20 protein-coding genes are annotated in these 20,703 nt (G+C 70.0%); 18 read left to right on the forward strand and 2 right to left on the reverse strand.

All coding sequences use genetic code 11. The features are described from left to right. Positions 1-90: 90 nt before the first annotated feature. From DN051_RS31095 to relA, 14 genes are all read left to right on the forward strand, one after another. Positions 91-456 carry a hypothetical protein gene (locus DN051_RS31095; RefSeq protein ID WP_079001034.1) on the forward strand — a complete coding sequence of 122 codons (366 nt, stop codon included), beginning with the start codon at positions 91-93 and terminating at the stop codon, positions 454-456. 320 nt (positions 457-776) lie between these two features. After that, a complete protein-coding gene (locus DN051_RS31100; RefSeq protein ID WP_053759819.1) occupies positions 777-1,466 on the forward strand; it encodes a hypothetical protein in 690 nt (229 codons plus the stop codon). A gap of 129 nt (positions 1,467-1,595) precedes the next feature. Continuing rightward, on the forward strand, positions 1,596-2,138 hold the full coding sequence (locus DN051_RS31105; protein ID WP_053759946.1) for a LemA family protein: 543 nt from the start codon (positions 1,596-1,598) through the stop codon (positions 2,136-2,138). Between the two features lie 114 nt (positions 2,139-2,252). Then, a complete protein-coding gene (pdxS, locus tag DN051_RS31110; RefSeq protein WP_053759820.1) occupies positions 2,253-3,167 on the forward strand; it encodes a pyridoxal 5'-phosphate synthase lyase subunit PdxS in 915 nt (304 codons plus the stop codon). A 20-nt stretch (positions 3,168-3,187) separates the two neighbouring features. Beyond that, entirely contained in the window at positions 3,188-3,793 is a 606-nt protein-coding gene (gene pdxT / locus DN051_RS31115; RefSeq protein WP_053759821.1) for a pyridoxal 5'-phosphate synthase glutaminase subunit PdxT, read from the forward strand. A 49-nt stretch (positions 3,794-3,842) separates the two neighbouring features. Then, positions 3,843-4,595: a YebC/PmpR family DNA-binding transcriptional regulator gene (locus DN051_RS31120; protein WP_053759822.1), complete on the forward strand. Its 753-nt coding sequence runs from the start codon at positions 3,843-3,845 to the stop codon at positions 4,593-4,595. Positions 4,596-4,698: 103 nt separating this feature from the next. Beyond that, a complete protein-coding gene (gene ruvC, locus DN051_RS31125; RefSeq protein ID WP_053759823.1) occupies positions 4,699-5,229 on the forward strand; it encodes a crossover junction endodeoxyribonuclease RuvC in 531 nt (176 codons plus the stop codon). Then, positions 5,226-5,831, forward strand: a complete 606-nt coding sequence (gene ruvA, locus DN051_RS31130; RefSeq protein WP_053759824.1) for a Holliday junction branch migration protein RuvA — start codon at positions 5,226-5,228, stop codon at positions 5,829-5,831. Before ruvC ends, ruvA begins: the two co-directional genes overlap by 4 nt. A gap of 128 nt (positions 5,832-5,959) precedes the next feature. Next, positions 5,960-7,030: a Holliday junction branch migration DNA helicase RuvB gene (ruvB, locus tag DN051_RS31135; RefSeq protein WP_053759825.1), complete on the forward strand. Its 1,071-nt coding sequence runs from the start codon at positions 5,960-5,962 to the stop codon at positions 7,028-7,030. 210 nt (positions 7,031-7,240) lie between these two features. After that, positions 7,241-7,675, forward strand: a complete 435-nt coding sequence (gene yajC / locus DN051_RS31140; protein ID WP_053759947.1) for a preprotein translocase subunit YajC — start codon at positions 7,241-7,243, stop codon at positions 7,673-7,675. Between the two features lie 133 nt (positions 7,676-7,808). Beyond that, positions 7,809-9,566, forward strand: a complete 1,758-nt coding sequence (gene secD, locus DN051_RS31145) for a protein translocase subunit SecD (RefSeq protein WP_053759826.1) — start codon at positions 7,809-7,811, stop codon at positions 9,564-9,566. A 1-nt stretch (position 9,567) separates the two neighbouring features. Further along, positions 9,568-10,665 (forward strand): protein translocase subunit SecF, encoded by a 1,098-nt coding sequence (gene secF / locus DN051_RS31150; protein WP_053759827.1) that lies wholly within the window; start codon positions 9,568-9,570, stop codon positions 10,663-10,665. Beyond that, positions 10,662-11,201 carry an adenine phosphoribosyltransferase gene (locus DN051_RS31155; protein WP_053759828.1) on the forward strand — a complete coding sequence of 180 codons (540 nt, stop codon included), beginning with the start codon at positions 10,662-10,664 and terminating at the stop codon, positions 11,199-11,201. The genes secF and DN051_RS31155 overlap by 4 nt, the downstream gene beginning before the upstream one ends. 240 nt (positions 11,202-11,441) lie before the next feature. Next, the gene (gene relA / locus DN051_RS31160) at positions 11,442-13,970 is read left to right on the forward strand and encodes a GTP pyrophosphokinase (protein WP_053759829.1); all 2,529 of its coding nucleotides are present in this window, start codon (positions 11,442-11,444) and stop codon (positions 13,968-13,970) included. Between the two features lie 75 nt (positions 13,971-14,045). On the opposite strand, the gene DN051_RS31165 is transcribed toward relA, so the two are convergent. Together DN051_RS31165 and DN051_RS31170 are read right to left on the reverse strand one after the other, a co-directional pair. Continuing rightward, positions 14,046-15,275 carry a DUF349 domain-containing protein gene (locus tag DN051_RS31165; protein ID WP_053759830.1) on the reverse strand — a complete coding sequence of 410 codons (1,230 nt, stop codon included), beginning with the start codon at positions 15,273-15,275 and terminating at the stop codon, positions 14,046-14,048. 135 nt (positions 15,276-15,410) lie between these two features. Then, positions 15,411-16,226: a peptidylprolyl isomerase gene (locus tag DN051_RS31170; protein ID WP_053759831.1), complete on the reverse strand. Its 816-nt coding sequence runs from the start codon at positions 16,224-16,226 to the stop codon at positions 15,411-15,413. 179 nt (positions 16,227-16,405) lie between these two features. Between DN051_RS31170 and DN051_RS31175 the strand changes: the two genes are divergently transcribed. The 4 genes from DN051_RS31175 to DN051_RS31190 all read left to right on the forward strand — a co-directional run bounded on the left by DN051_RS31175 (position 16,406) and on the right by DN051_RS31190 (position 20,633). Beyond that, positions 16,406-17,125, forward strand: a complete 720-nt coding sequence (locus tag DN051_RS31175; protein WP_053759832.1) for an MBL fold metallo-hydrolase — start codon at positions 16,406-16,408, stop codon at positions 17,123-17,125. A gap of 11 nt (positions 17,126-17,136) precedes the next feature. Beyond that, positions 17,137-18,399, forward strand: coding sequence for a histidine--tRNA ligase (gene hisS, locus DN051_RS31180; protein WP_053759833.1), 1,263 nt, complete (start codon positions 17,137-17,139; stop codon positions 18,397-18,399). A gap of 174 nt (positions 18,400-18,573) precedes the next feature. After that, on the forward strand, positions 18,574-19,230 hold the full coding sequence (locus DN051_RS31185) for a vitamin K epoxide reductase family protein (protein WP_053759834.1): 657 nt from the start codon (positions 18,574-18,576) through the stop codon (positions 19,228-19,230). A gap of 47 nt (positions 19,231-19,277) precedes the next feature. Continuing rightward, the gene (locus tag DN051_RS31190; RefSeq protein ID WP_053759835.1) at positions 19,278-20,633 is read left to right on the forward strand and encodes a replication-associated recombination protein A; all 1,356 of its coding nucleotides are present in this window, start codon (positions 19,278-19,280) and stop codon (positions 20,631-20,633) included. The last annotated feature ends 70 nt before the right edge of the window (positions 20,634-20,703 follow it).

Consider the following 20,703-nt stretch of genomic DNA (forward strand, 5'->3'; position numbering starts at 1 on the left):
AATATCCCCGCTCGCGGCCAAGATCTTCAACTGCAACGTTCGGTGCGCAGTCGAGCCGCTGATGGGATGTAATAAATGAAGATGCGAGTTGTGTCCGTTTCCCTGGTCGTCGCCGCCGCCACCCTGGGTCTCGCGACTCCGGCTTCGGCGTGCAGCCACGGGATGAATCTCTACTACAACTCGAACCAGGCCGGTTCCAGCCGCTGCTACGAGGCTCCGACGTCCAACTTCGCCGGGGACGTTTTCACCACATCGGGCGCGGGCCAGGGCCAGCTGGTGAAGAACAATGCCGCGTCGGCCCGCAATTACCGCACGTACGCGAACGACACCTGGCCCACCGCTCGGATCTTCTTCAACTCCAACTGGGGCGGCGTCTACGACGAGGTGCAGGCGAACAGCAGCCGCAACCTTTCCAACACGTACAACGAGAACGCGTCCTACTTCTGGGTCCTCTGATCAGGGTCACCGCGCCCCGCTGATCGAATGCCTCATTTCCGACTCCGCTCGCCGTGGGTGAGCGGAGTCGGAATTTTCGGACAGAGTAGGACACGAAGAAGGACATGCTTCGCCATCTCGCCGATGGACGGCGAATTTCGGTCACGGCCGCCGTGGGCGGCGTGATACTGCTCGTTTCCGGTTGTGCCGGGAATTCCCCGGCGCCGGACGACGGACGGGGCGCAGGAAAGGCGCCGGTTCTCCGGTCCAGTGCCGATCTGAGACTTCCCATTCAGGATTACCTTTTCTCGGACGCGGAGCTCGGAACGGTCAAACAGGCCATGCGCACCCTGGCGCAGGAGTGCATGCGCCGCTTCAAGGTGTCCCACGAGTTCGCCCCGCCTGCGGCCCCCCTCGGTCCGCGCAGCCTGATGGACCGCCGGTACGGCCTGACGGATCAGCGTCTGGCCGGCGCCTTCGGGTACCACCTCGGCGAACGCGACCCGCGCACCCACCCCGTCGCCGAACCCTCGCCACCCGTGGGCAAGGCGCTGACCGTGCTTTCGGGGAGCGGAGGCTCCGAGAAGGTCAACGGCATGCGGGTCCCGGCGCGGGGCTGCGCGGGCGAGGCGGAGCGGAAGATAGCGGGCTCCGGCGGGCTCGGCCCGGTCGATCTGGCCCAGGACCTCAACGGCAAGAGCTTCCACGACACGAGGGCGGACCGTCGTGTGGCCGAGGTGTTCGGCGCATGGTCGGGGTGCATGGAGGACAAGGGGTTCTCCTACCCCGATCCGCTGGCCGCGATGAACGACCGTCGATTCCAGGGGAAGCGGCCCGTGCCGGAGGAGATACGGGTGGCGGTCGCCGATGTGGACTGCAAGGCCCGGACGGATGTCGTGGGGGTCTGGTTCAAGGTGGAGACCGCGTACCAGAAGTCGCTGATCGCGAAGCACCGCAAGGCGCTGAACGCGGCGCTCGCGCAGAAGAACAGGCAGCTCGCGGCGGCCCGTGCGGTCGACTCCGGCGGATGACCCACGCACGTCGGCGAGGTGCATCGGGCCCCCGCCGGGTCCACCGGGGCCGGGGTGAGGGCCCGGACCGCCCGGCCGGAGACGGCTCCGCGCCCGGCCGTCCCGGCGCCCGGCGGTAGCCTGCGGGCCGTGACCGCAACCTTGATCTGGATCCTCGCCGGCGTCGTTCTCATCGGCCTCTACCTGAGCTGGACCGCCGGCCGCCTCGACCGGCTGCACACGCGTATCGACGCGGCCCGCGCCGCACTCGACGCGCAGTTGCTGCGCCGTGCCTCGGTGACCCAGGAACTGGCCACGTCCGGCGTGCTCGACCCGGCGGCCTCGATCGTGCTGTACGAGGCGGCGCACGCCGCCCGGCAGGCCGAGGAGGACCAGCGCGAGGTCGCCGAGAGCGAGCTGAGCCAGGCGCTGCGCGCCGTGTTCGGGGACGCCGGTCAGCTCGAGGAGGTGCGCGCGGCCCCCGGCGGCGAGGAGGCCGCCCGGGAACTGACGGCGGCGGTGCGGCGCGTGCCGATGGCCCGCCGCTTCCACAACGACGCGGTACGCGCCGCACGCGCCCTGCGCCGCCACCGCAAGGTCCGCTGGTTCCGGCTGGCCGGGCACGCCCCGTTCCCCATGGCCTTCGAGATGGACGACGAGCCGCCCACGGCTCTCGCGGACCGGTCCGGCTGACCGGCCCGGGGGGAAAACGATCCACCGCCTCCTCATTGGCCCTTGCTGTGGACTGCATCGGTCACGTTTGCTCGGTCGAGCAAGAAACCCTCTTTTCACCGAGTGAGGTCACCCGTGTCCACCACGCTCCCCAACCCCGCCCAGACCCCCGAGACCGGCACCGCCCGCGTGAAGCGCGGCATGGCCGAGCAGCTCAAGGGCGGTGTGATCATGGACGTCGTCACGCCGGAGCAGGCGAAGATCGCCGAGGACGCGGGCGCCGTCGCCGTCATGGCCCTGGAGCGGGTTCCCGCCGACATCCGCAAGGACGGCGGCGTGGCCCGGATGTCCGACCCGGACATGATCGAGGGCATCATCGAGGCCGTCTCCATCCCCGTCATGGCCAAGTCGCGGATCGGCCACTTCGTCGAGGCGCAGGTCCTGCAGTCGCTCGGTGTGGACTACATCGACGAGTCCGAGGTCCTCACCCCGGCCGACGAGGTCAACCACTCCGACAAGTGGGCCTTCACCACGCCGTTCGTCTGCGGCGCCACCAACCTGGGCGAGGCCCTGCGCCGGATCGCCGAGGGCGCGGCCATGATCCGTTCCAAGGGCGAGGCCGGCACCGGCAACGTCGTCGAGGCCGTGCGCCACCTGCGCCAGATCAAGAACGAGATCGCCCGTCTGCGCGGCTACGACAACAACGAGCTGTACGCCGCCGCCAAGGAGCTGCGCGCCCCCTACGAGCTGGTCAAGGAGGTCGCCGAGCTCGGCAAGCTCCCGGTCGTGCTGTTCTCCGCCGGCGGTGTCGCCACCCCCGCCGACGCCGCGCTGATGCGCCAGCTCGGCGCCGAGGGCGTCTTCGTCGGCTCCGGCATCTTCAAGTCCGGCGACCCGGCCAAGCGCGCCGCCGCCATCGTGAAGGCCACCACCTTCTACGACGACCCGAAGATCATCGCCGACGCGTCCCGCAACCTCGGCGAGGCCATGGTCGGCATCAACTGCGACACCCTCCCCGAGACCGAGCGCTACGCGAACCGCGGCTGGTAGTCACCTCAGGTAATCACCCCATGAACACTCCTGTCATTGGCGTCCTGGCACTCCAGGGCGACGTACGGGAGCACCTCATCGCCCTGGCCGCGGCGGACGCCGTGGCCAGGCCGGTGCGGCGCCCCGAGGAACTCGCCGAGGTCGACGGCCTCGTCGTACCGGGCGGCGAGTCCACCACCATCTCCAAGCTGGCCGTTCTGTTCGGCGTGATGGAGCCCCTGCGCACGCGCGTGCGGGAGGGCCTGCCCGTCTACGGCACCTGCGCCGGCATGATCATGCTCGCCGACAAGATCCTCGATCCGCGCTCGGGCCAGGAGACCGTCGGCGGCATCGACATGATCGTGCGCCGCAACGCCTTCGGGCGTCAGAACGAGTCCTTCGAGGCGGCGGTCGACGTACGCGGCATCGACGGCGATCCTGTAGAGGGCGTCTTCATCCGCGCCCCCTGGGTCGAGTCCGTCGGCGCCGGGGCCGAGGTGCTCGCCGAGCACGACGGCCACATCGTCGCGGTCCGCCAGGGCAACGCGCTGGCCACGTCGTTCCATCCGGAGCTGACCGGCGACCACCGCGTGCACGGCCTCTTCGTGGAAATGGTGCGCGCGAACCGGACAGCCGAGTCCTTGTAGGATCTCTGGCGTTCGTTCAGTAGATGGGTTACGCGAAGGAGACAGGCAGATGTCCGGCCACTCTAAATGGGCTACGACGAAGCACAAGAAGGCCGTGATCGATGCCAAGCGCGGCAAGCTCTTCGCGAAGCTGATCAAGAACATCGAGGTCGCGGCCCGCATGGGCGGTGTCGACCTGGAGGGCAACCCGACCCTCTACGACGCCGTGCAGAAGGCCAAGAAGCAGTCGGTTCCCAACAAGAACATCGACTCGGCGATCAAGCGCGGCGGCGGCCTCGAGGCCGGCGGCGCCGACTACGAGACGATCATGTACGAGGGTTACGGCCCCAACGGTGTCGCGGTGCTCATCGAGTGCCTCACCGACAACCGCAACCGTGCCGCCTCCGACGTCCGCGTCGCCATGACCCGCAACGGCGGGAACATGGCCGACCCCGGCTCGGTGTCGTACCTGTTCAACCGCAAGGGCGTCGTCATCGTCCCCAAGGGTGAGCTGACCGAGGACGACGTGCTCGGCGCCGTCCTGGACGCCGGTGCCGAGGAGGTCAACGACCTCGGTGAGTCCTTCGAGGTGCTCAGCGAGGCCACCGACCTGGTCGCGGTCCGCACCGCCCTCCAGGAGGCCGGCATCGACTACGACTCCGCCGATTCCAACTTCGTCCCGACCATGCAGGTCGAGCTGGACGAGGAGGGCGCCAAGAAGATCTTCAAGCTGATCGACGCCCTCGAGGACAGCGACGACGTGCAGAACGTCTTCGCCAACTTCGACGTCAGCGACGAGATCATGGAGAAGGTCGACGCGTAACGCCGCCGAGCCCTCCACCCACGCCCCTGCCTTCATGTCGGCCCACCGCGTTGTCGGTGGCACCCGATAGCCTGCACAAACAGGCGATCGAAGGGAGGGGCGCGTGCGCGTACTGGGGGTGGACCCGGGACTGACCCGGTGCGGTGTCGGTGTCGTCGAGGGCGTGCCCGGACGGACGCTGACGATGCTCGGCGTCGGTGTCGTGCGCACGCCGGCCGACGCGGAACTGGGCGACCGTCTGGTCGCGATCGAGCGCGGCATCGAGCAGTGGCTCGACGAGCACGACCCCGAGTTCGTCACCGTGGAGCGCGTCTTCAGCCAGCACAACGTCCGCACCGTGATGGGCACCGCCCAGGCCAGCGCCGTCGCCATGCTGTGCGCCGCCCGCCGCGGCATCCCCGTCACCCTGCACACCCCCAGCGAGGTGAAGGCCGCCGTCACCGGCTCGGGCCGCGCCGACAAGGCCCAGGTCGGCGCCATGGTCACCCGGCTGCTGCGGCTGGACGCGCCCCCCAAGCCGGCCGACGCCGCCGACGCCCTCGCACTCGCCATCTGCCACATCTGGCGCGCACCCGCGCAGAACCGACTCCAGCAGGCCGTCGCCCTGCACGCATCGAAAGGCCGAACGGCATGATCGCCTTCGTCAGCGGCAGTGTCGCCGCCCTCGCCCCGGACGCCGCGGTGATCGAGGTCGGCGGCGTGGGCATGGCCGTCCAGTGCACGCCCAACACGCTGTCGACGCTCCGCGTCGGCCGGCCCGCCAAGCTCGCCACCTCCCTCGTCGTCCGTGAGGACTCCCTCACGCTGTACGGCTTCGCGGACGACGACGAGCGCCAGGTGTTCGAACTGCTCCAGACCGCCAGCGGCGTCGGCCCCCGCCTCGCCCAGGCGATGCTCGCCGTGCACACCCCCGACGCCCTGCGCCGGGCGGTCTCCACCGGCGACGAGAAGGCGCTCGTCGCGGTGCCAGGCATCGGCAAGAAGGGCGCGCAGAAACTGCTGCTGGAACTGAAGGACCGCCTGGGCGAGCCGCTCGGGGCCCCCGCGGTCGGCGCGCCGGTCACCGGTGGCTGGCGGGACCAGCTGCACGCCGCTCTCATCGGTCTGGGCTACGCGACCCGAGAGGCCGACGACGCCGTCGCCGCGGTCGCCCCGCAGGCCGAGGCGGAGGGCGGCACACCGCAGGTCGGCCGACTGCTGAAGGCCGCCCTCCAGACGCTCAACAGAACCCGCTGACGGCGGGGCGCCGCACGGCCCGCGAGGGAAACGGCCAGAATCCGCCCCCTCGCGCGGTCGGCAGGCGCCCGCAGGAGGGCACCCCACCCGCGTACGCCCCATCCGACCGCAACCCCGAGGCACACTCCATGAACTGGGACGACACGACCGACACCCCCGCCCCCGAGCGGCTCGTCGGTGCGTCCGCCGACCGTGAGGACCAGGCCGTCGAGGCCGCGCTGCGCCCGAAGGACCTGGGCGAGTTCATCGGCCAGGAGAAGGTCCGCGAACAGCTCGACCTCGTCCTGCGCGCCGCACGCGCGCGGGGCGCCACCGCCGACCACGTGCTGCTCTCCGGCGCCCCCGGCCTCGGCAAGACCACCCTCTCCATGATCATCGCGGCCGAGATGGGCGCCCCGATCCGCATCACCTCGGGGCCCGCCATCCAGCACGCCGGCGACCTCGCGGCGATCCTGTCCTCCCTCCAGGAGGGCGAGGTCCTCTTCCTCGACGAGATCCACCGCATGTCCCGGCCTGCCGAGGAGATGCTCTACATGGCGATGGAGGACTTCCGGGTCGACGTCATCGTCGGCAAGGGCCCCGGGGCCACCGCCATCCCGCTCGAACTGCCCCCGTTCACCCTGGTCGGCGCCACCACGCGCGCGGGCCTGCTGCCGCCCCCGCTGCGCGACCGCTTCGGCTTCACCGCGCACATGGAGTTCTACGAGCCGGCCGAGCTGGAGCGCGTCATCCACCGCTCAGCGAACCTGCTCGATGTGGAGATCGACGGCGACGGCGCCGCCGAGATCGCCGGCCGCTCGCGCGGCACGCCCCGCATCGCCAACCGCCTGCTGCGCCGCGTCCGCGACTACGCCCAGGTCAAGGCGGACGGTTTCATCACCGAGGAGATCGCCGGGGCGGCCCTCGCCGTGTACGAGGTCGACACCCGCGGGCTCGACCGGCTCGACCGCGCCGTGCTGGAGGCGTTGCTCAAGCTGTTCGGCGGCGGTCCGGTGGGCCTGTCCACGCTCGCGGTCGCGGTGGGGGAGGAGCGCGAGACCGTCGAGGAGGTCGCCGAACCCTTCCTCGTGAGAGAGGGGCTGCTGGCCCGCACACCCCGTGGCCGGGTGGCCACTCCGGCCGCGTGGGCGCATCTCGGCCTGGCCCCGCCCCGCACGGGAACCGGGGGAAACGGACAACAGGACCTGTTCGGGGCGTGACGGCGAGGGCATTGGCCGGACCAGGAACCCCGGTGCCATGCTGAGCGTTGTTCCATGCGCGCGGACTCGCTTAGACTCCGCCGATGCCGCTGTTCTCGGCGGCTGACATCCCCCATCGATCAGGCCGCCCACCTGCGCGGTCGTGCGAAGGAAAATCGTCCCGTGAATAGCCTCGTGACCCTCCTCCCGTTCATCGTGCTCATCGGGGCCATGTTCCTGATGACCCGCTCGGCCAAGAAGAAGCAGCAGCAGGCCGTCGACATGCGGAACCAGATGCAGCCCGGTTCCGGCGTCCGGACCATCGGGGGCATGTACGCGACGGTCAAGGAGGTCAACGAGGACACGGTCCTCCTCGACGCCGGCCCGGGCGTCGACCTCCTCTTCGCCAAGAACTCGATCGGTGCCGTCCTCTCCGACGACGAGTACAACCGCATCGTCCACGGCATCGAGCACGACCTGAAGTCCGACTCCGTCCCCGACGACGCCTCCTCCCTCACCGAGACCGACGAGGCCGCCGCTGCCGCCGCCTCCGACGACAAGCCGGTCGACCTCGGCAAGAAGGACGCGGACGACGAGCCGTCCGAGGGCGCCGCGAAGACGGACGACGAGCCGAAGAAGACCGAAGGCGACTCCGACGCGAAGTAGTCGAGTCCCCGACGTGCGTGGGCCCGCTCCCGCGCATCCGGGGCACACGCATACCGCGCGGGATCCCGACACCATGTCATGGCCGCCCGTCCGTTGACCCGGCGCGCGGCGGCCCGAGAGGGAGTACGAGAAGGTGGCAGCACCTAAAAAGGGCCGGAGCGCGAGCGCCCAGAGCAAGCCGGGGCGCTCGCTGGCCCTGATCCTGATCGCCATCGTGGCGCTCACCGGCGGCATGTTCGCCTCCGGGCACGACACTCCGCGTCTCGGCATCGACCTGGCCGGCGGTACGAGCATCACGCTCCGGGCTGTCCCGGAGGACGGCAACGAGGCCGCGATCAACAAGACGAACATGGACACCGCGGTCGAGATCATGGAGCGCCGTGTCAACGGTCTCGGTGTCTCCGAGGCGGAGGTCCAGACCCAGGGCGATCGCAACATCATCGTCAACATTCCCAAGGGCACGAACTCCAAGCAGGCCCGGGAACAGGTCGGCACCACCGCCAAGCTCTACTTCCGCCCGGTCCTGACCACCGAGCCCACCGGCGGCAACCCCGCACCGAGCCCCAGCCCCTCGACGGGCGCCTCGGAGAAGGCCGGCGACCCGGCGGCGAGCCCGTCCGCGTCCGACCCCGCGAGCCCGAGCTCGACTCCCTCGCCCTCCGCGACCACGCAGGGTCGCGCGGTCACCGACGCGCTGAAGGCCGACCCCACGCCGTCCGCGAGCGGCTCCACCGCGCCCAGCCCCTCCGCCTCGCAGAGCGAGGGCGCCGCGGCCGGCGACGCCGACAGCAAGCTCCAGGAGCAGTACGCGAAGCTGGACTGCAGCAAGGCCTCGGTGCGCGCCACCACGGGTGAGGGCTCCAAGCCCGACGAGCCCACGCTCGGCTGCGGTGAGGTCCAGGGCGTCTGGTACAAGTACATCCTCGGCCCGGCCGCCGTCGACGGCACCGAGGTCGACGACGCCCAGGCTGTCTACGACACCCAGAGCGGCGCCGGCTGGAAGGTCCAGATGGACTTCACCTCCGCCGGTGCCAAGAAGTTCGCCGACATCACCGGCAAACTCGCGCAGAACCAGTCCCCGCAGAACCAGTTCGGCATCGTCCTGGACGGCGAGGTCGTCTCCAGCCCGTACGTCAGCCAGTCCATCACCGGCGGCAACGCCGAGATCTCCGGCAGCTTCACGCAGGAGGAGGCCGAGAGCCTCGGCAACATGCTGTCCTACGGCGCCCTGCCGCTGACCTTCAAGGAGGACAGCGTCACCACGGTGACCGCGGCCCTCGGCGGCGAGCAGCTGGAAGCCGGTCTCATCGCGGGCGCCATCGGCCTCGCCCTGGTCGTGCTCTACCTGGTGGTCTACTACCGCGGTCTGTCGCTCATCGCGATCGCCTCGCTGCTGGTCTCCGCGGCCCTCACCTACGTGCTCATGGCCCTGCTGGGACCGGCCATCGGCTTCGCGCTGAACCTGCCGGCCGTCTGCGGTGCGATCGTCGCCATCGGCATCACGGCGGACTCGTTCATCGTGTACTTCGAACGCGTCCGGGACGAGATCCGCGAAGGCCGCTCGCTGCGCCCCGCGGTCGAGCGGGCCTGGCCGCGCGCCCGGCGCACCATCCTGGTCTCCGACTTCGTGTCGTTCCTGGCTGCCGCGGTCCTGTTCATCGTCACCGTCGGCAAGGTCCAGGGCTTCGCGTTCACGCTCGGCCTGACCACCGTGCTCGACGTCGTGGTGGTCTTCCTGTTCACCAAGCCGCTGCTGACGATCCTCGCCCGCCGGAAGTTCTTCGCCAACGGCCACCCGTGGTCCGGCCTCGACCCGAAGCGACTCGGTGCCCGGCCGCCCCTGCGCCGTACCCGTCGCCCCGCCGCCCCCGTCGACCCGAAGGAGGCGTGAGATGTCAAAGCTCGGCAACCTCGGCGCCCGACTGCACCGCGGCGAGGTCAGTTACGACTTCGTCGGCAACCGTAAGATCTGGTACGGCATCTCGATCCTGATCACCATCACGGCCATCGTCGGCCTGGCGGTGCGCGGCCTGAACATGGGCATCGAGTTCCAGGGCGGTGCCGTCTTCACCACCCCGAAGACGAGCGTCTCGGTCGCCCAGGCCGAGGAGTTCGCGGAGGGCGCGTCCGGCCACGACGCCATCGTCCAGGAACTCGGCAACGGCAGCCTGCGCATCCAGATCGCCGGTATCGACACCGAGCGGTCGGACCGGATCAAGGACGCCCTCGCCGAGGACATGAACGTCGACGCGGAGCGGATCAACGCCGAACTCGTCGGCCCCAGCTGGGGCGACCAGATCGCCAACAAGGCGTGGCAAGGTCTGGGGATCTTCCTGATCCTCGTGGTGATCTATCTGGCGATCGCGTTCGAGTGGCGTATGGCGATCGCCGCGTTCGTCGCCCTGATCCACGACATCACCATCACCGTCGGCATCTACGCCCTGGTGGGCTTCGAGGTCACACCAGGCACGGTGATCGGTCTGCTGACCATCCTCGGTTATTCGCTCTACGACACGGTGGTCGTCTTCGACAGCCTCAAGGAGCAGACGAAGGACATCACCAAACAGACCCGCTGGACCTACAGCGACATCGCGAACCGCTCGATCAACAGCACCCTGGTCCGGTCGATCAACACCACGGTGGTCGCGCTGCTGCCGGTGGCGGGCCTGCTGTTCATCGGTGGCGGTGTCCTCGGCGCCGGCATGCTGAACGACATCTCGCTGTCGCTGTTCGTCGGTCTCGCGGCCGGCGCGTACTCCTCGATCTTCATCGCCACGCCGCTCGTCGCCGACCTCAAGGAGCTCGAGCCGCAGATGAAGGCGCTCAAGAAGCGCGTTCTCGCGAAGCGGGCGCAGGCCGCGGCGAAGGGCGAGCCGCTGGACGCCGAGGGCGACGACGAGTCGTTCGCCGACGGTCCGGAGGACGCGGCACCGGCGGTCGTCGGTCCGCGCAGCCGGGGCCGTGGCCGGCCGTCGGGGAAGCGCCCATGACCGACATCGAGGAGCTGCTGCTCAGCCGTATCCGCGATGTGGCGGACTACCCGGAGCCGGGGGTGATGTTCAAGGACATCACCCCGCTCCTGGCGGACCCGGCGGCGTTCACCGCGCTCACCGGTGCCCTCGCCGACGTTGCCGCGCGCACCGGCGCCACCAAGGTCGTCGGCCTGGAGGCCCGCGGCTTCATCCTGGGCGCCCCCGTCGCCCTGCGGGCCGGCCTCGGCTTCATCCCGGTCCGCAAGGCGGGCAAGCTCCCCGGAGCCACCCTCCGCCAGGCGTACGACCTGGAGTACGGCACCGCGGAGATCGAGGTGCACGCCGAGGACCTGACCGACGGCGACCGGGTCCTGGTCGTCGATGACGTCCTGGCCACCGGCGGCACCGCCGAGGCCTCCCTCGAGCTGATCCGCCGGGCCGGTGCCGGGGTCGCGGGCGTCGCGGTCCTGATGGAGCTGGCGTTCCTCAACGGCCGTGTCCGTCTGGAACCGGCACTCGCCGGCGCTCCGCTGGAGGCGCTGCTCACGGTCTGAGAAGCGGCGCGGACCGGGCTTCGGACCCCGGTCCGGGACACCGTTCCGCAAGATCGCGGAAAGACGTACGCCACTCGTACGACACCGCCGAGGCGGGCCCGGAGGAATCCGGTGCCCGCCTCGGTTGTTCTTCAGGGACGGCCCTCACATCGGCCTGAAGGCGATCCCGGACCCCGGGATCGCTACCATGGGGTCTCCGGAGCCTGACCGGGGGACCCGGATCGCGCACGAGGAGCCCTCTTGCCAGACGAGGCCCAGCACCTGACCGCCGCCAAGCCCGAGCGCGCCTCGGAGCCCGCGGCCAAGCCCGCGCAGACGGCGAAGAACGACACCCGCGGGCCGGGTCAGCACGCCCAGGCAGCACCCGTCGACAAGACCGCGGAGCAGGCGCGCACCAAGCCGGCACCCGCCGAGCGCCCGGCCACGCCCGCGATCCGCCCCGCCGCTACGCCGCAGACGCCCCGCTCCGGGTCGTCCAACCGCGTCCGGGCCCGCCTGGCCCGCCTCGGCGTCCAGCGCGCCAACCCGTACAACCCGGTCCTGGAGCCACTGCTGCGGATAGTCCGCAGCAACGACGCCAAGATCGAGACGTCGACGCTGCGGCAGATCGAGAAGGCCTACCAGGTCGCCGAGCGCTGGCATCGCGGCCAGAAGCGCAAGAGCGGCGACCCGTACATCACGCACCCGCTGGCCGTCACCACGATCCTCGCCGAGCTGGGCATGGATCCGGCCACCCTGATGGCGGGGCTGCTGCACGACACGGTCGAGGACACCGAGTACGGCCTGGACCAGCTTCGTCGCGACTTCGGTGACACCGTCGCGCTCCTCGTCGACGGCGTCACCAAGCTGGACAAGGTCAAGTTCGGCGAGGCGGCGCAGGCCGAGACCGTGCGCAAGATGGTCGTGGCCATGGCCAAGGACCCCCGGGTGCTGGTCATCAAGCTCGCCGACCGGCTCCACAACATGCGCACCATGCGCTACCTCAAGCGCGAGAAGCAGGAGAAGAAGGCACGCGAGACGCTGGAGATCTACGCGCCGCTGGCCCACCGCCTGGGCATGAACACCATCAAGTGGGAGCTGGAGGACCTCGCCTTCGCGATCCTCTACCCCAAGATGTACGACGAGATCGTGCGTCTGGTGGCCGAGCGGGCGCCCAAGCGCGACGAGTACCTGGCCGTGGTGACCGACGAGGTGCAGCAGGACCTGCGCGCCGCCCGTATCAAGGCCACGGTCACCGGCCGTCCGAAGCACTACTACAGCGTCTACCAGAAGATGATCGTCCGCGGTCGCGACTTCGCGGAGATCTACGACCTGGTGGGCATCCGCGTCCTCGTGGACACCGTCCGCGACTGCTACGCGGCCCTCGGCACGGTGCACGCGCGATGGAACCCGGTCCCCGGCCGGTTCAAGGACTACATCGCGATGCCCAAGTTCAACATGTACCAGTCGCTGCACACGACGGTCATCGGGCCCAACGGCAAGCCGGTCGAGCTGCAGATCCGCACCTTCGACATGCACCGCCGCGCCGAGTACGGCATCGCCGCGCACTGGAAGTACAAGCAGGAGGCCGTCGCCGGTGCCTCCAAGGTGCGCACCGACGTGCCGAAGGCCGGCAAGGGCAAGGACGACCACCTCAACGACATGGCGTGGCTGCGCCAGCTCCTCGACTGGCAGAAGGAGACCGAGGACCCCGGCGAGTTCCTGGAGTCGCTGCGCTTCGACCTCTCGCGCAACGAGGTCTTCGTCTTCACCCCGAAGGGCGACGTCATAGCGCTGCCGGCCGGGGCCACCCCGGTGGACTTCGCGTACGCCGTCCACACCGAGGTCGGGCACCGCACCATAGGAGCGCGGGTCAACGGCCGCCTCGTACCGCTGGAGTCCACCCTGGACAACGGCGACCTGGTGGAGGTCTTCACCTCCAAGGCGGCCGGCGCGGGCCCCTCCCGCGACTGGCTGGGCTTCGTGAAGTCGCCGCGGGCCCGGAACAAGATCCGGGCGTGGTTCTCCAAGGAGCGCCGGGACGAGGCGATCGAGCAGGGCAAGGACGCCATCGTCCGGGCGATGCGCAAGCAGAACCTGCCGATCCAGCGGATCCTCACCGGTGACTCGCTGGTCACCCTCGCCCACGAGATGCGCTACCCCGACATCTCCGCGCTCTACGCGGCGATCGGCGAGGGCCATGTCTCCGCGCAGAACGTCGTGCAGAAGCTCGTCCAGGCCTTCGGCGGCGAGGAGGCGGCCACCGAGGAGATCGACGAGAGCGTCCCGCCCGCCCGCGGCCGCGGCCGCAAGCGCCGTACCAGCGCCGACCCGGGCGTCGTCGTCAAGGGTGTCGAGGACGTGTGGGTCAAGCTGGCCCGGTGCTGTACGCCGGTGCCCGGCGACCCGATCATCGGCTTCGTCACGCGCGGTAGTGGCGTATCGGTTCACCGCAGCGACTGTGTGAACGTGGAGTCACTGTCCCGGGAGCCCGAGCGCATCCTCGAGGTCGAGTGGGCGCCCACGCAGTCCTCGGTCTTCCTGGTGGCCATCCAGGTCGAGGCGCTGGACCGGTCGCGGCTGCTCTCGGACGTCACCCGGGTCCTGTCCGATCAGCACGTCAACATCCTGTCGGCGGCGGTCCAGACCTCCCGCGACCGCGTCGCCACCTCGCGCTTCACCTTCGAGATGGGCGACCCCAAGCACCTCGGCCATGTACTGAAGGCCGTCAGGGGCGTCGAGGGCGTCTACGACGTGTACCGGGTGACGTCGGCCCGCAGCAGGGCGTAGAGGCGCACACACACACGCGGAGGGGCTCCCGTACCGAGTACGGGAGCCCCTCCGCGTGTCCTGCGGAAACCGGCGTCAGCCGCCGAACTCCTGGAGGCCCTTCAGCGCCTGGTCCAGCAGCGCCTGGCGGCCGTCCAGCTCCTTCTCCAGCTTGTCGGCCTTGGCGTTGTTGCCCTGGGCGCGCGCCTGCTCGATCTGGCCCCTGAGCTTGTCCACGGCGGCCTGGAGCTGGCCCGTCAGCCCCTCGGCACGCGCGCGTGCCTCCGGGTTGGTGCGGCGCCACTCGGCCTCCTCGGCCTCCTGGATCGCCCGCTCCACCGCGTGCATCCGGCCCTCGACCCGCGGCCGCGCGTCGCGCGGCACATGGCCGATGGCCTCCCACCGCTCGTTGATGGTGCGGAACGCGGCCCGCGCCGCCTTCAGCTCCGTCACCGGGAGGATCTTCTCGGCCTCGCCGGCCAGCTCCTCCTTGAGCTTGAGGTTCTCCGCCTGTTCCGCGTCGCGCTCGGCGAAGACCGAACTGCGGGCGGCGAAGAAGACGTCCTGGGCGCCGCGGAAGCGGTTCCACAGATCGTCCTCGTGCTCGCGCTGGGCGCGGCCCGCCGCCTTCCACTCGGTCATCAGGTCGCGGTAGCGCGCGGCCGTCGGACCCCAGTCCGTCGACGCCGACAGCCCTTCCGCCTCGGCGACCAGCCGCTCCTTGGTCCGGCGGGCCTCCTCCCGCTGCGCGTCCAGCTGCGCGAAGTGCGCCTTGCGGCGCTTGGAGAACGCCGACCGCGCGTGCGAGAACCGGTGCCAGAGCTCGTCGTCCGACTTGCGGTCGAGTCGCGGCAGCCCCTTCCAGGTGTCCACCAGCGACCGCAGCCGCTCACCGGCCGCCCGCCACTGGTCCGAGGCCGCCAGCTCCTCCGCCTCGGCGACCAGGGCCTCCTTGGCGTGCCGCGCCTCGTCCGTCTGCCGGGCGCGCTGCACCTTCCGCTGCTCCCGGCGCGCCTCGACGCTCTCGACGAGCTTGTCGAGCCGGGCCCGCAGCGAGTCCAGATCGCCCACCGCGTGATGCGCCTCGACCTGCTCCCGCAGATGGTCGATCGCCACCTGGGCGTCCTTCGCCGACAGGTCCGTCGTCTGCACCCGCTTCTCGAGGAGGCCGATCTCGACAACCAGGCCCTCGTACTTGCGCTCGAAGTAGGCCAGCGCCTCGTCGGGCGAGCCGGCCTGCCAGGAGCCGACGACCTGCTCGCCGTCGGCCGTACGCACGTACACGGTCCCCGTCTCGTCGACGCGGCCCCACGGGTCGCTGCTCACAGCGCCTCCTCCACATGATGCCTGCGGGGGGCTGTGGCTCCCCCGGGCATCGTCCACAGTTTCGTCACCGCCAACATAGGCGACCGGCGGGTGGCCTGTCCGCATCCCGCGCGACCGAAATTTCGCAGTTGGCGGTCAGGATTTCGCGACGGTCGCCTTGTTGATCACGACGGTCGCGTTCGGTGCCCCGTCACCGGCGCCCGTGCTCTCACCGGCCGCGGCGATCTTCTTCAGCACGGCCATGCCCGACTCGGAGACGGTACCGAACGGTGTGTAGTTGGGCGGGAGCTGACTGTCCTGGTAGACCAGGAAGAACTGGCTGCCGCCGGTGCCCGGCTGGCCCGTGTTCGCCATCGCCAGCGTGCCCGCCGGGTAGATGTTGTCCTTGAGGCTCTTGTCCTTCAGATTCTCGTCCGGAATCGTGTAGCCCGGGCCGCCGGTGCCGGTGCCCGTCGGGTCACCGCACTGGAGCACATAGATTCCGTTGGTGGTCAGCCGGTGGCACTTGGTGTGGTCCAAGTAGCCCTTGCCGGCGAGGAAGTTGAACGAGTTGACGGTGCGCGGCGCCGCCGACGCCTTCAGCTCGACGTCTATGTCGCCGCACGTCGTCGCGAGCTTCATCGTGTAGGCGGCCGACTTGTCGATCGACACCGCCGGCTCCTTCTTCCAGGTCTGCGACTTGACCTTGCCCGCGGCCGGCTTCTCGCACGGGTCCGGCGCCTTGGACGGCGACGGGCTCTCGGTGACCTCCGCACCCGCGTTCGTCTTGTCGTCCTCCTCGAGGACGCCGGTCGTGTACAGCGCGAGGCTGCCGATCAGGACCACGCCGAGCGCCGACGCGATCGCGGCGTTGCGCGTGCGCGACTTGCGCCGGGCTTCGGTGCGCCGCTGCTGCTGCCGCAAGAACTTCTCCCGGGCGAGCTGACGCCGCCGCTGTTCCTGGCTGACCACCGGGTGTACTCCTCATGCGTCTAGAAAGGCGACCGGTACGCGTGCGTCCTGTGAGTCGACCGCCTGCGTGTGCCCCGTACCGTATATGGGTTCGCTGAGGATTCGGCAGCGCCGGTAGGCTCTGACGTCAGGCGCAGCCGCTGTCGACCCCGCCCGTACCGACACAACGAAGGACGATCGTGCTCATTGCCGGGTTCCCCGCCGGGGCCTGGGGGACGAACTGTTATCTCGTCGCCCCCGCCGCCGGTGAGGAGTGCGTGATCATCGACCCCGGCCATCAGGCCGCCGCAGGAGTCGAGGAAGCGGTCCGAAAGCATCGGCTCAAGCCCGTTGCCGTCGTCCTCACCCACGGCCACATCGACCATGTGGCCTCGGTCGTCCCGGTGTGCGGTGCGCACGGCGTACCGGCCTGGATCCACCCCGAGGACCGGTACATGATGAGCGACCCCGAGAAGGCCCTCGGCCGTTCGATCGGGATGCCGCTGATGGGCGAGCTGACCGTGGGGGAGCCGGACGACGTCAGGGAACTGGCCGACGGCGCGCGGCTGGAACTGGCGGGGCTGGAGTTCTCCGTCGCGCACGCGCCCGGCCATACCAAGGGGTCGGTGACCTTCCGGATGCCGGAGACCCGCGACGGATCCGACATCCCGCCGGTCCTCTTCTCCGGGGATCTGCTGTTCGCCGGCTCCATCGGACGCACCGACCTGCCCGGCGGTGACATGGCCGAGATGCTCGACTCGCTGGCCCGCGTGTGCCTGCCGCTCGACGACTCGACCGTGGTGCTGTCCGGCCACGGCCCCCAGACCACCATCGGCCAGGAGCGTGCCACCAACCCGTATCTGCGGCAGGTGGCCGACGGCCAGGGAGCCCCCCAGCAGGCTCCCCGACGAGGAATGTGACGAGAACCCCCGTGAGCACCTTCAAGGCCCCCAAGGGCACGTACGACCTGATCCCGCCGGACAGCGCCAAGTACCTGGCGGTCCGCGAGGCGATCGCCGCCCCCCTGCGCAACTCCGGGTACGGCTACATCGAGACGCCCGGCTTCGAGAACGTCGAGCTGTTCGCACGCGGCGTCGGTGAGTCCACCGACATCGTGACCAAGGAGATGTACGCCTTCGAGACCAAGGGCGGCGACCGGCTCGCGCTGCGCCCCGAGGGAACGGCGTCCGTGCTCCGCGCCGCCCTGGAGGCCAACCTGCACAAGGCGGGCAACCTTCCGGTCAAACTCTGGTACTCGGGCTCGTACTACCGCTACGAGCGCCCGCAGAAGGGCCGCTACCGCCACTTCTCGCAGGTCGGCGCCGAGGCGATCGGCGCGGAGGACCCCGCGCTGGACGCCGAGCTGATCATCCTCGCCGACCAGGCGTACCGCTCGCTGGGCCTGAGCAACTTCCGCATCCTGCTCAACAGCCTGGGCGACCAGGAGTGCCGTCCGGTGTACCGGACCGCGCTCCAGGACTTCCTGCGCGGCCTGGACCTGGACGAGGACACCCTGCGCCGCGCCGAGATCAACCCGCTGCGGGTCCTCGACGACAAGCGCCAGGACGTCCAGAAGCAGCTCACCGACGCCCCGCTGCTGCGCGACTACCTCTGCGACGCCTGCAAGGCGTACCACGAGGAGGTGCGCGAGCTGATCTCCGCCGCGGGCGTCTCTTTCGAGGACGACCCGAGGCTGGTGCGCGGCCTGGACTACTACACGCGGACCACCTTCGAGTTCGTCCACGACGGACTGGGATCGCAGTCCGCGGTGGGCGGCGGCGGCCGCTACGACGGCCTGTCCGAGATGATCGGCGGCCCCGCGCTTCCCTCGGTGGGCTGGGCCCTCGGCGTCGACCGCACCGTCCTCGCCCTGGAGGCGGAGGGTGTCGAGCTGCAACTGCCCGCCGCCACCTCCGTGTTCGCCGTCCCGCTCGGCGAGGAGGCCCGCCGGGTGCTGTTCGCCAAGGTCACCGAGTTGCGCAAGGTCGGCATCGCCGCCGACTTCTCCTACGGTGCCAAGGGCCTCAAGGGCGCCATGAAGAACGCCAACCGCAGCGGCGCCCGCTACACGATCGTCGCCGGTGAACGCGATCTCGCCGAGGGCGTCGTCCAGCTCAAGGACATGGGGTCCGGCGAGCAGACGGCGGTCGGCGTCAACGAGATCGTGGCCGAACTGGAGGCCCGGCTCGGCTGATCCGTACGCGCGTGCGCCGGGTGTCCGACCAGGGCGTCCGGCGCCCGCGCGGATGACCGGAATCGAGCGGTCGGCCATATGTCCTTATGCACAGCCAACGGTGATGAGCCGGGCGCGTGCGGCAGAATGTCCCTTGCCGGAAGCAGCCCCCCTCGAAGTGACGGAATCGGCGTGATGAGCAAGACGACAGTCAGGGACGTCTCCACCGAGCCCGAGCCGCAGCACGGCGCAGCCCAGGCGCGGACCGTCACCAGCAGCCGGGCCTTCGCCCTGCTGCTGGTGATCACGGGCGCCGCGGGCCTGCTCGCGGCATGGGTCATCACGATCGACAAGTTCAAGATCCTCGAGGCCGAGGCCGACGGCAAGACGTTCGTCCCGAGCTGCAGCCTGAACCCGATCGTCTCCTGCGGCAGCGTCATGAGCAGCGACCAGGCCTCCGTCTTCGGGTTCCCCAACCCGATGCTCGGCCTCGTCACCTACGGCATCGTGATCTGCGTCGGCATGAGCCTGCTCGCCCGCGCGAGCTTCCCGCGCTGGTACTGGCTGACCTTCAACGCCGGCACCCTCTTCGGCGTCGTCTTCTGCACCTGGCTGATGTTCCAGTCCCTGTACCGGATCAACGCGCTGTGCCTGTGGTGCTCGCTGGCCTGGGTCGCCACCATCGTCATGTTCTGGTACGTGACCTCGTTCAACGTCCGCAACGACCTCCTGCCGGCCCCCGGCGCGGTCAAGCGCTTCCTCGACGAGTTCACCTGGGTGCTGCCGGTCACGCACGTCGGGATCATCGTGATGCTGGTGCTGACCCGCTGGGGCAGCCAGCTCTGGGCCTGACCCCGGGGCCCGGCGGCGTTGTCAGTGCCGTGATTTAGGGTTTCAGCGTGGAGCCCGACCTGTTCACCGCAGCCGCCGAAGAACGCCAGGAGAAAGACCCGACCAGCAGCCCTCTGGCCGTGCGGATGCGCCCGCGCACCCTCGACGAGGTCGTGGGCCAGCAGCACCTGCTCAAGCCGGGCTCGCCCCTGCGCCGTCTGGTCGGCGAGGGCGCCGGAGGACCGGCAGGCCCGTCCTCGGTGATCCTGTGGGGCCCGCCCGGCACCGGCAAGACGACCCTGGCGTACGTCGTCTCCAAGGCCACGAACAAGCGCTTCGTGGAGCTGTCCGCGATCACCGCCGGAGTCAAGGAGGTCCGCGCGGTCATCGACGGCGCCCGCCGCGCCACCGGTGGCTTCGGCAAGGACACCGTCCTCTTCCTCGACGAGATCCATCGCTTCAGCAAGGCCCAGCAGGACTCCCTGCTGCCGGCCGTCGAGAACCGCTGGGTGACGCTGATCGCCGCCACGACGGAGAACCCGTACTTCTCGGTCATCTCGCCGCTGCTCTCCCGCTCCCTGCTGCTGACCCTCGAACCGCTGACGGACGACGACCTGCGCGGTCTGATCCGACGCGCCCTCACCGACGAGCGCGGTCTGCGCGGCGCCGTCACCCTCCCCGAGGACACCGAGGACCACCTGCTGCGGATCGCCGGCGGCGACGCCCGCCGCGCCCTGACCGCCCTGGAGGCCGCCGCCGGCGCGGCGCTCGACAAGGGTGAGAGCGAGATCGCTCTCACCACGCTCGAGGAGACCGTCGACCGCGCCGCCGTGAAGTACGACCGCGACGGCGACCAGCACTACGACGTGGCCAGCGCCTTGATCAAGTCGATCCGCGGTTCGGACGTCGACGCGGCCCTGCACTATCTGGCCCGGATGATCGAAGCCGGTGAGGACCCCCGGTTCATCGCCCGTCGCCTGATGATCTCCGCCAGCGAGGACATCGGCCTCGCCGACCCGAACGCCCTGCCGATCGCGGTCGCCGCCGCGCAGGCCGTCGCCATGATCGGCTTCCCGGAGGCCGCCCTCACCCTCAGCCACGCCACCATCGCCCTGGCCCTCGCCCCGAAGTCCAACGCCGCGACGACGGCGATCGGCGCCGCCCTCGACGACGTCCGCAAGGGACTGGCCGGCCCGGTCCCGCCGCATCTGCGCGACGGGCACTACAAGGGCGCCGCCAAGCTGGGCCACGCCCAGGGGTACGTGTATCCCCACGACCTGCCCGAGGGCATCGCGAGCCAGCAGTACGCGCCGGACGCGATCAAGGACCGGGAGTACTACACCCCCACCCGGCACGGCGGCGAGGCGAGATACGCGGACGCGGTGGAGTGGACCAGGAAACACCTCGGTCGCAAGCGGTCCTGAGCACCCTGTAAACTCCCTCGAAGCGCTGCGTCCCGCGCCCGGCGCCCCGAAAGGGGAGTCGGCACCACCA

The sequence above is a fragment of the Streptomyces cadmiisoli genome, from assembly GCF_003261055.1.
GTDB classification, from domain to species: Bacteria; Actinomycetota; Actinomycetes; order Streptomycetales; family Streptomycetaceae; genus Streptomyces; species Streptomyces cadmiisoli.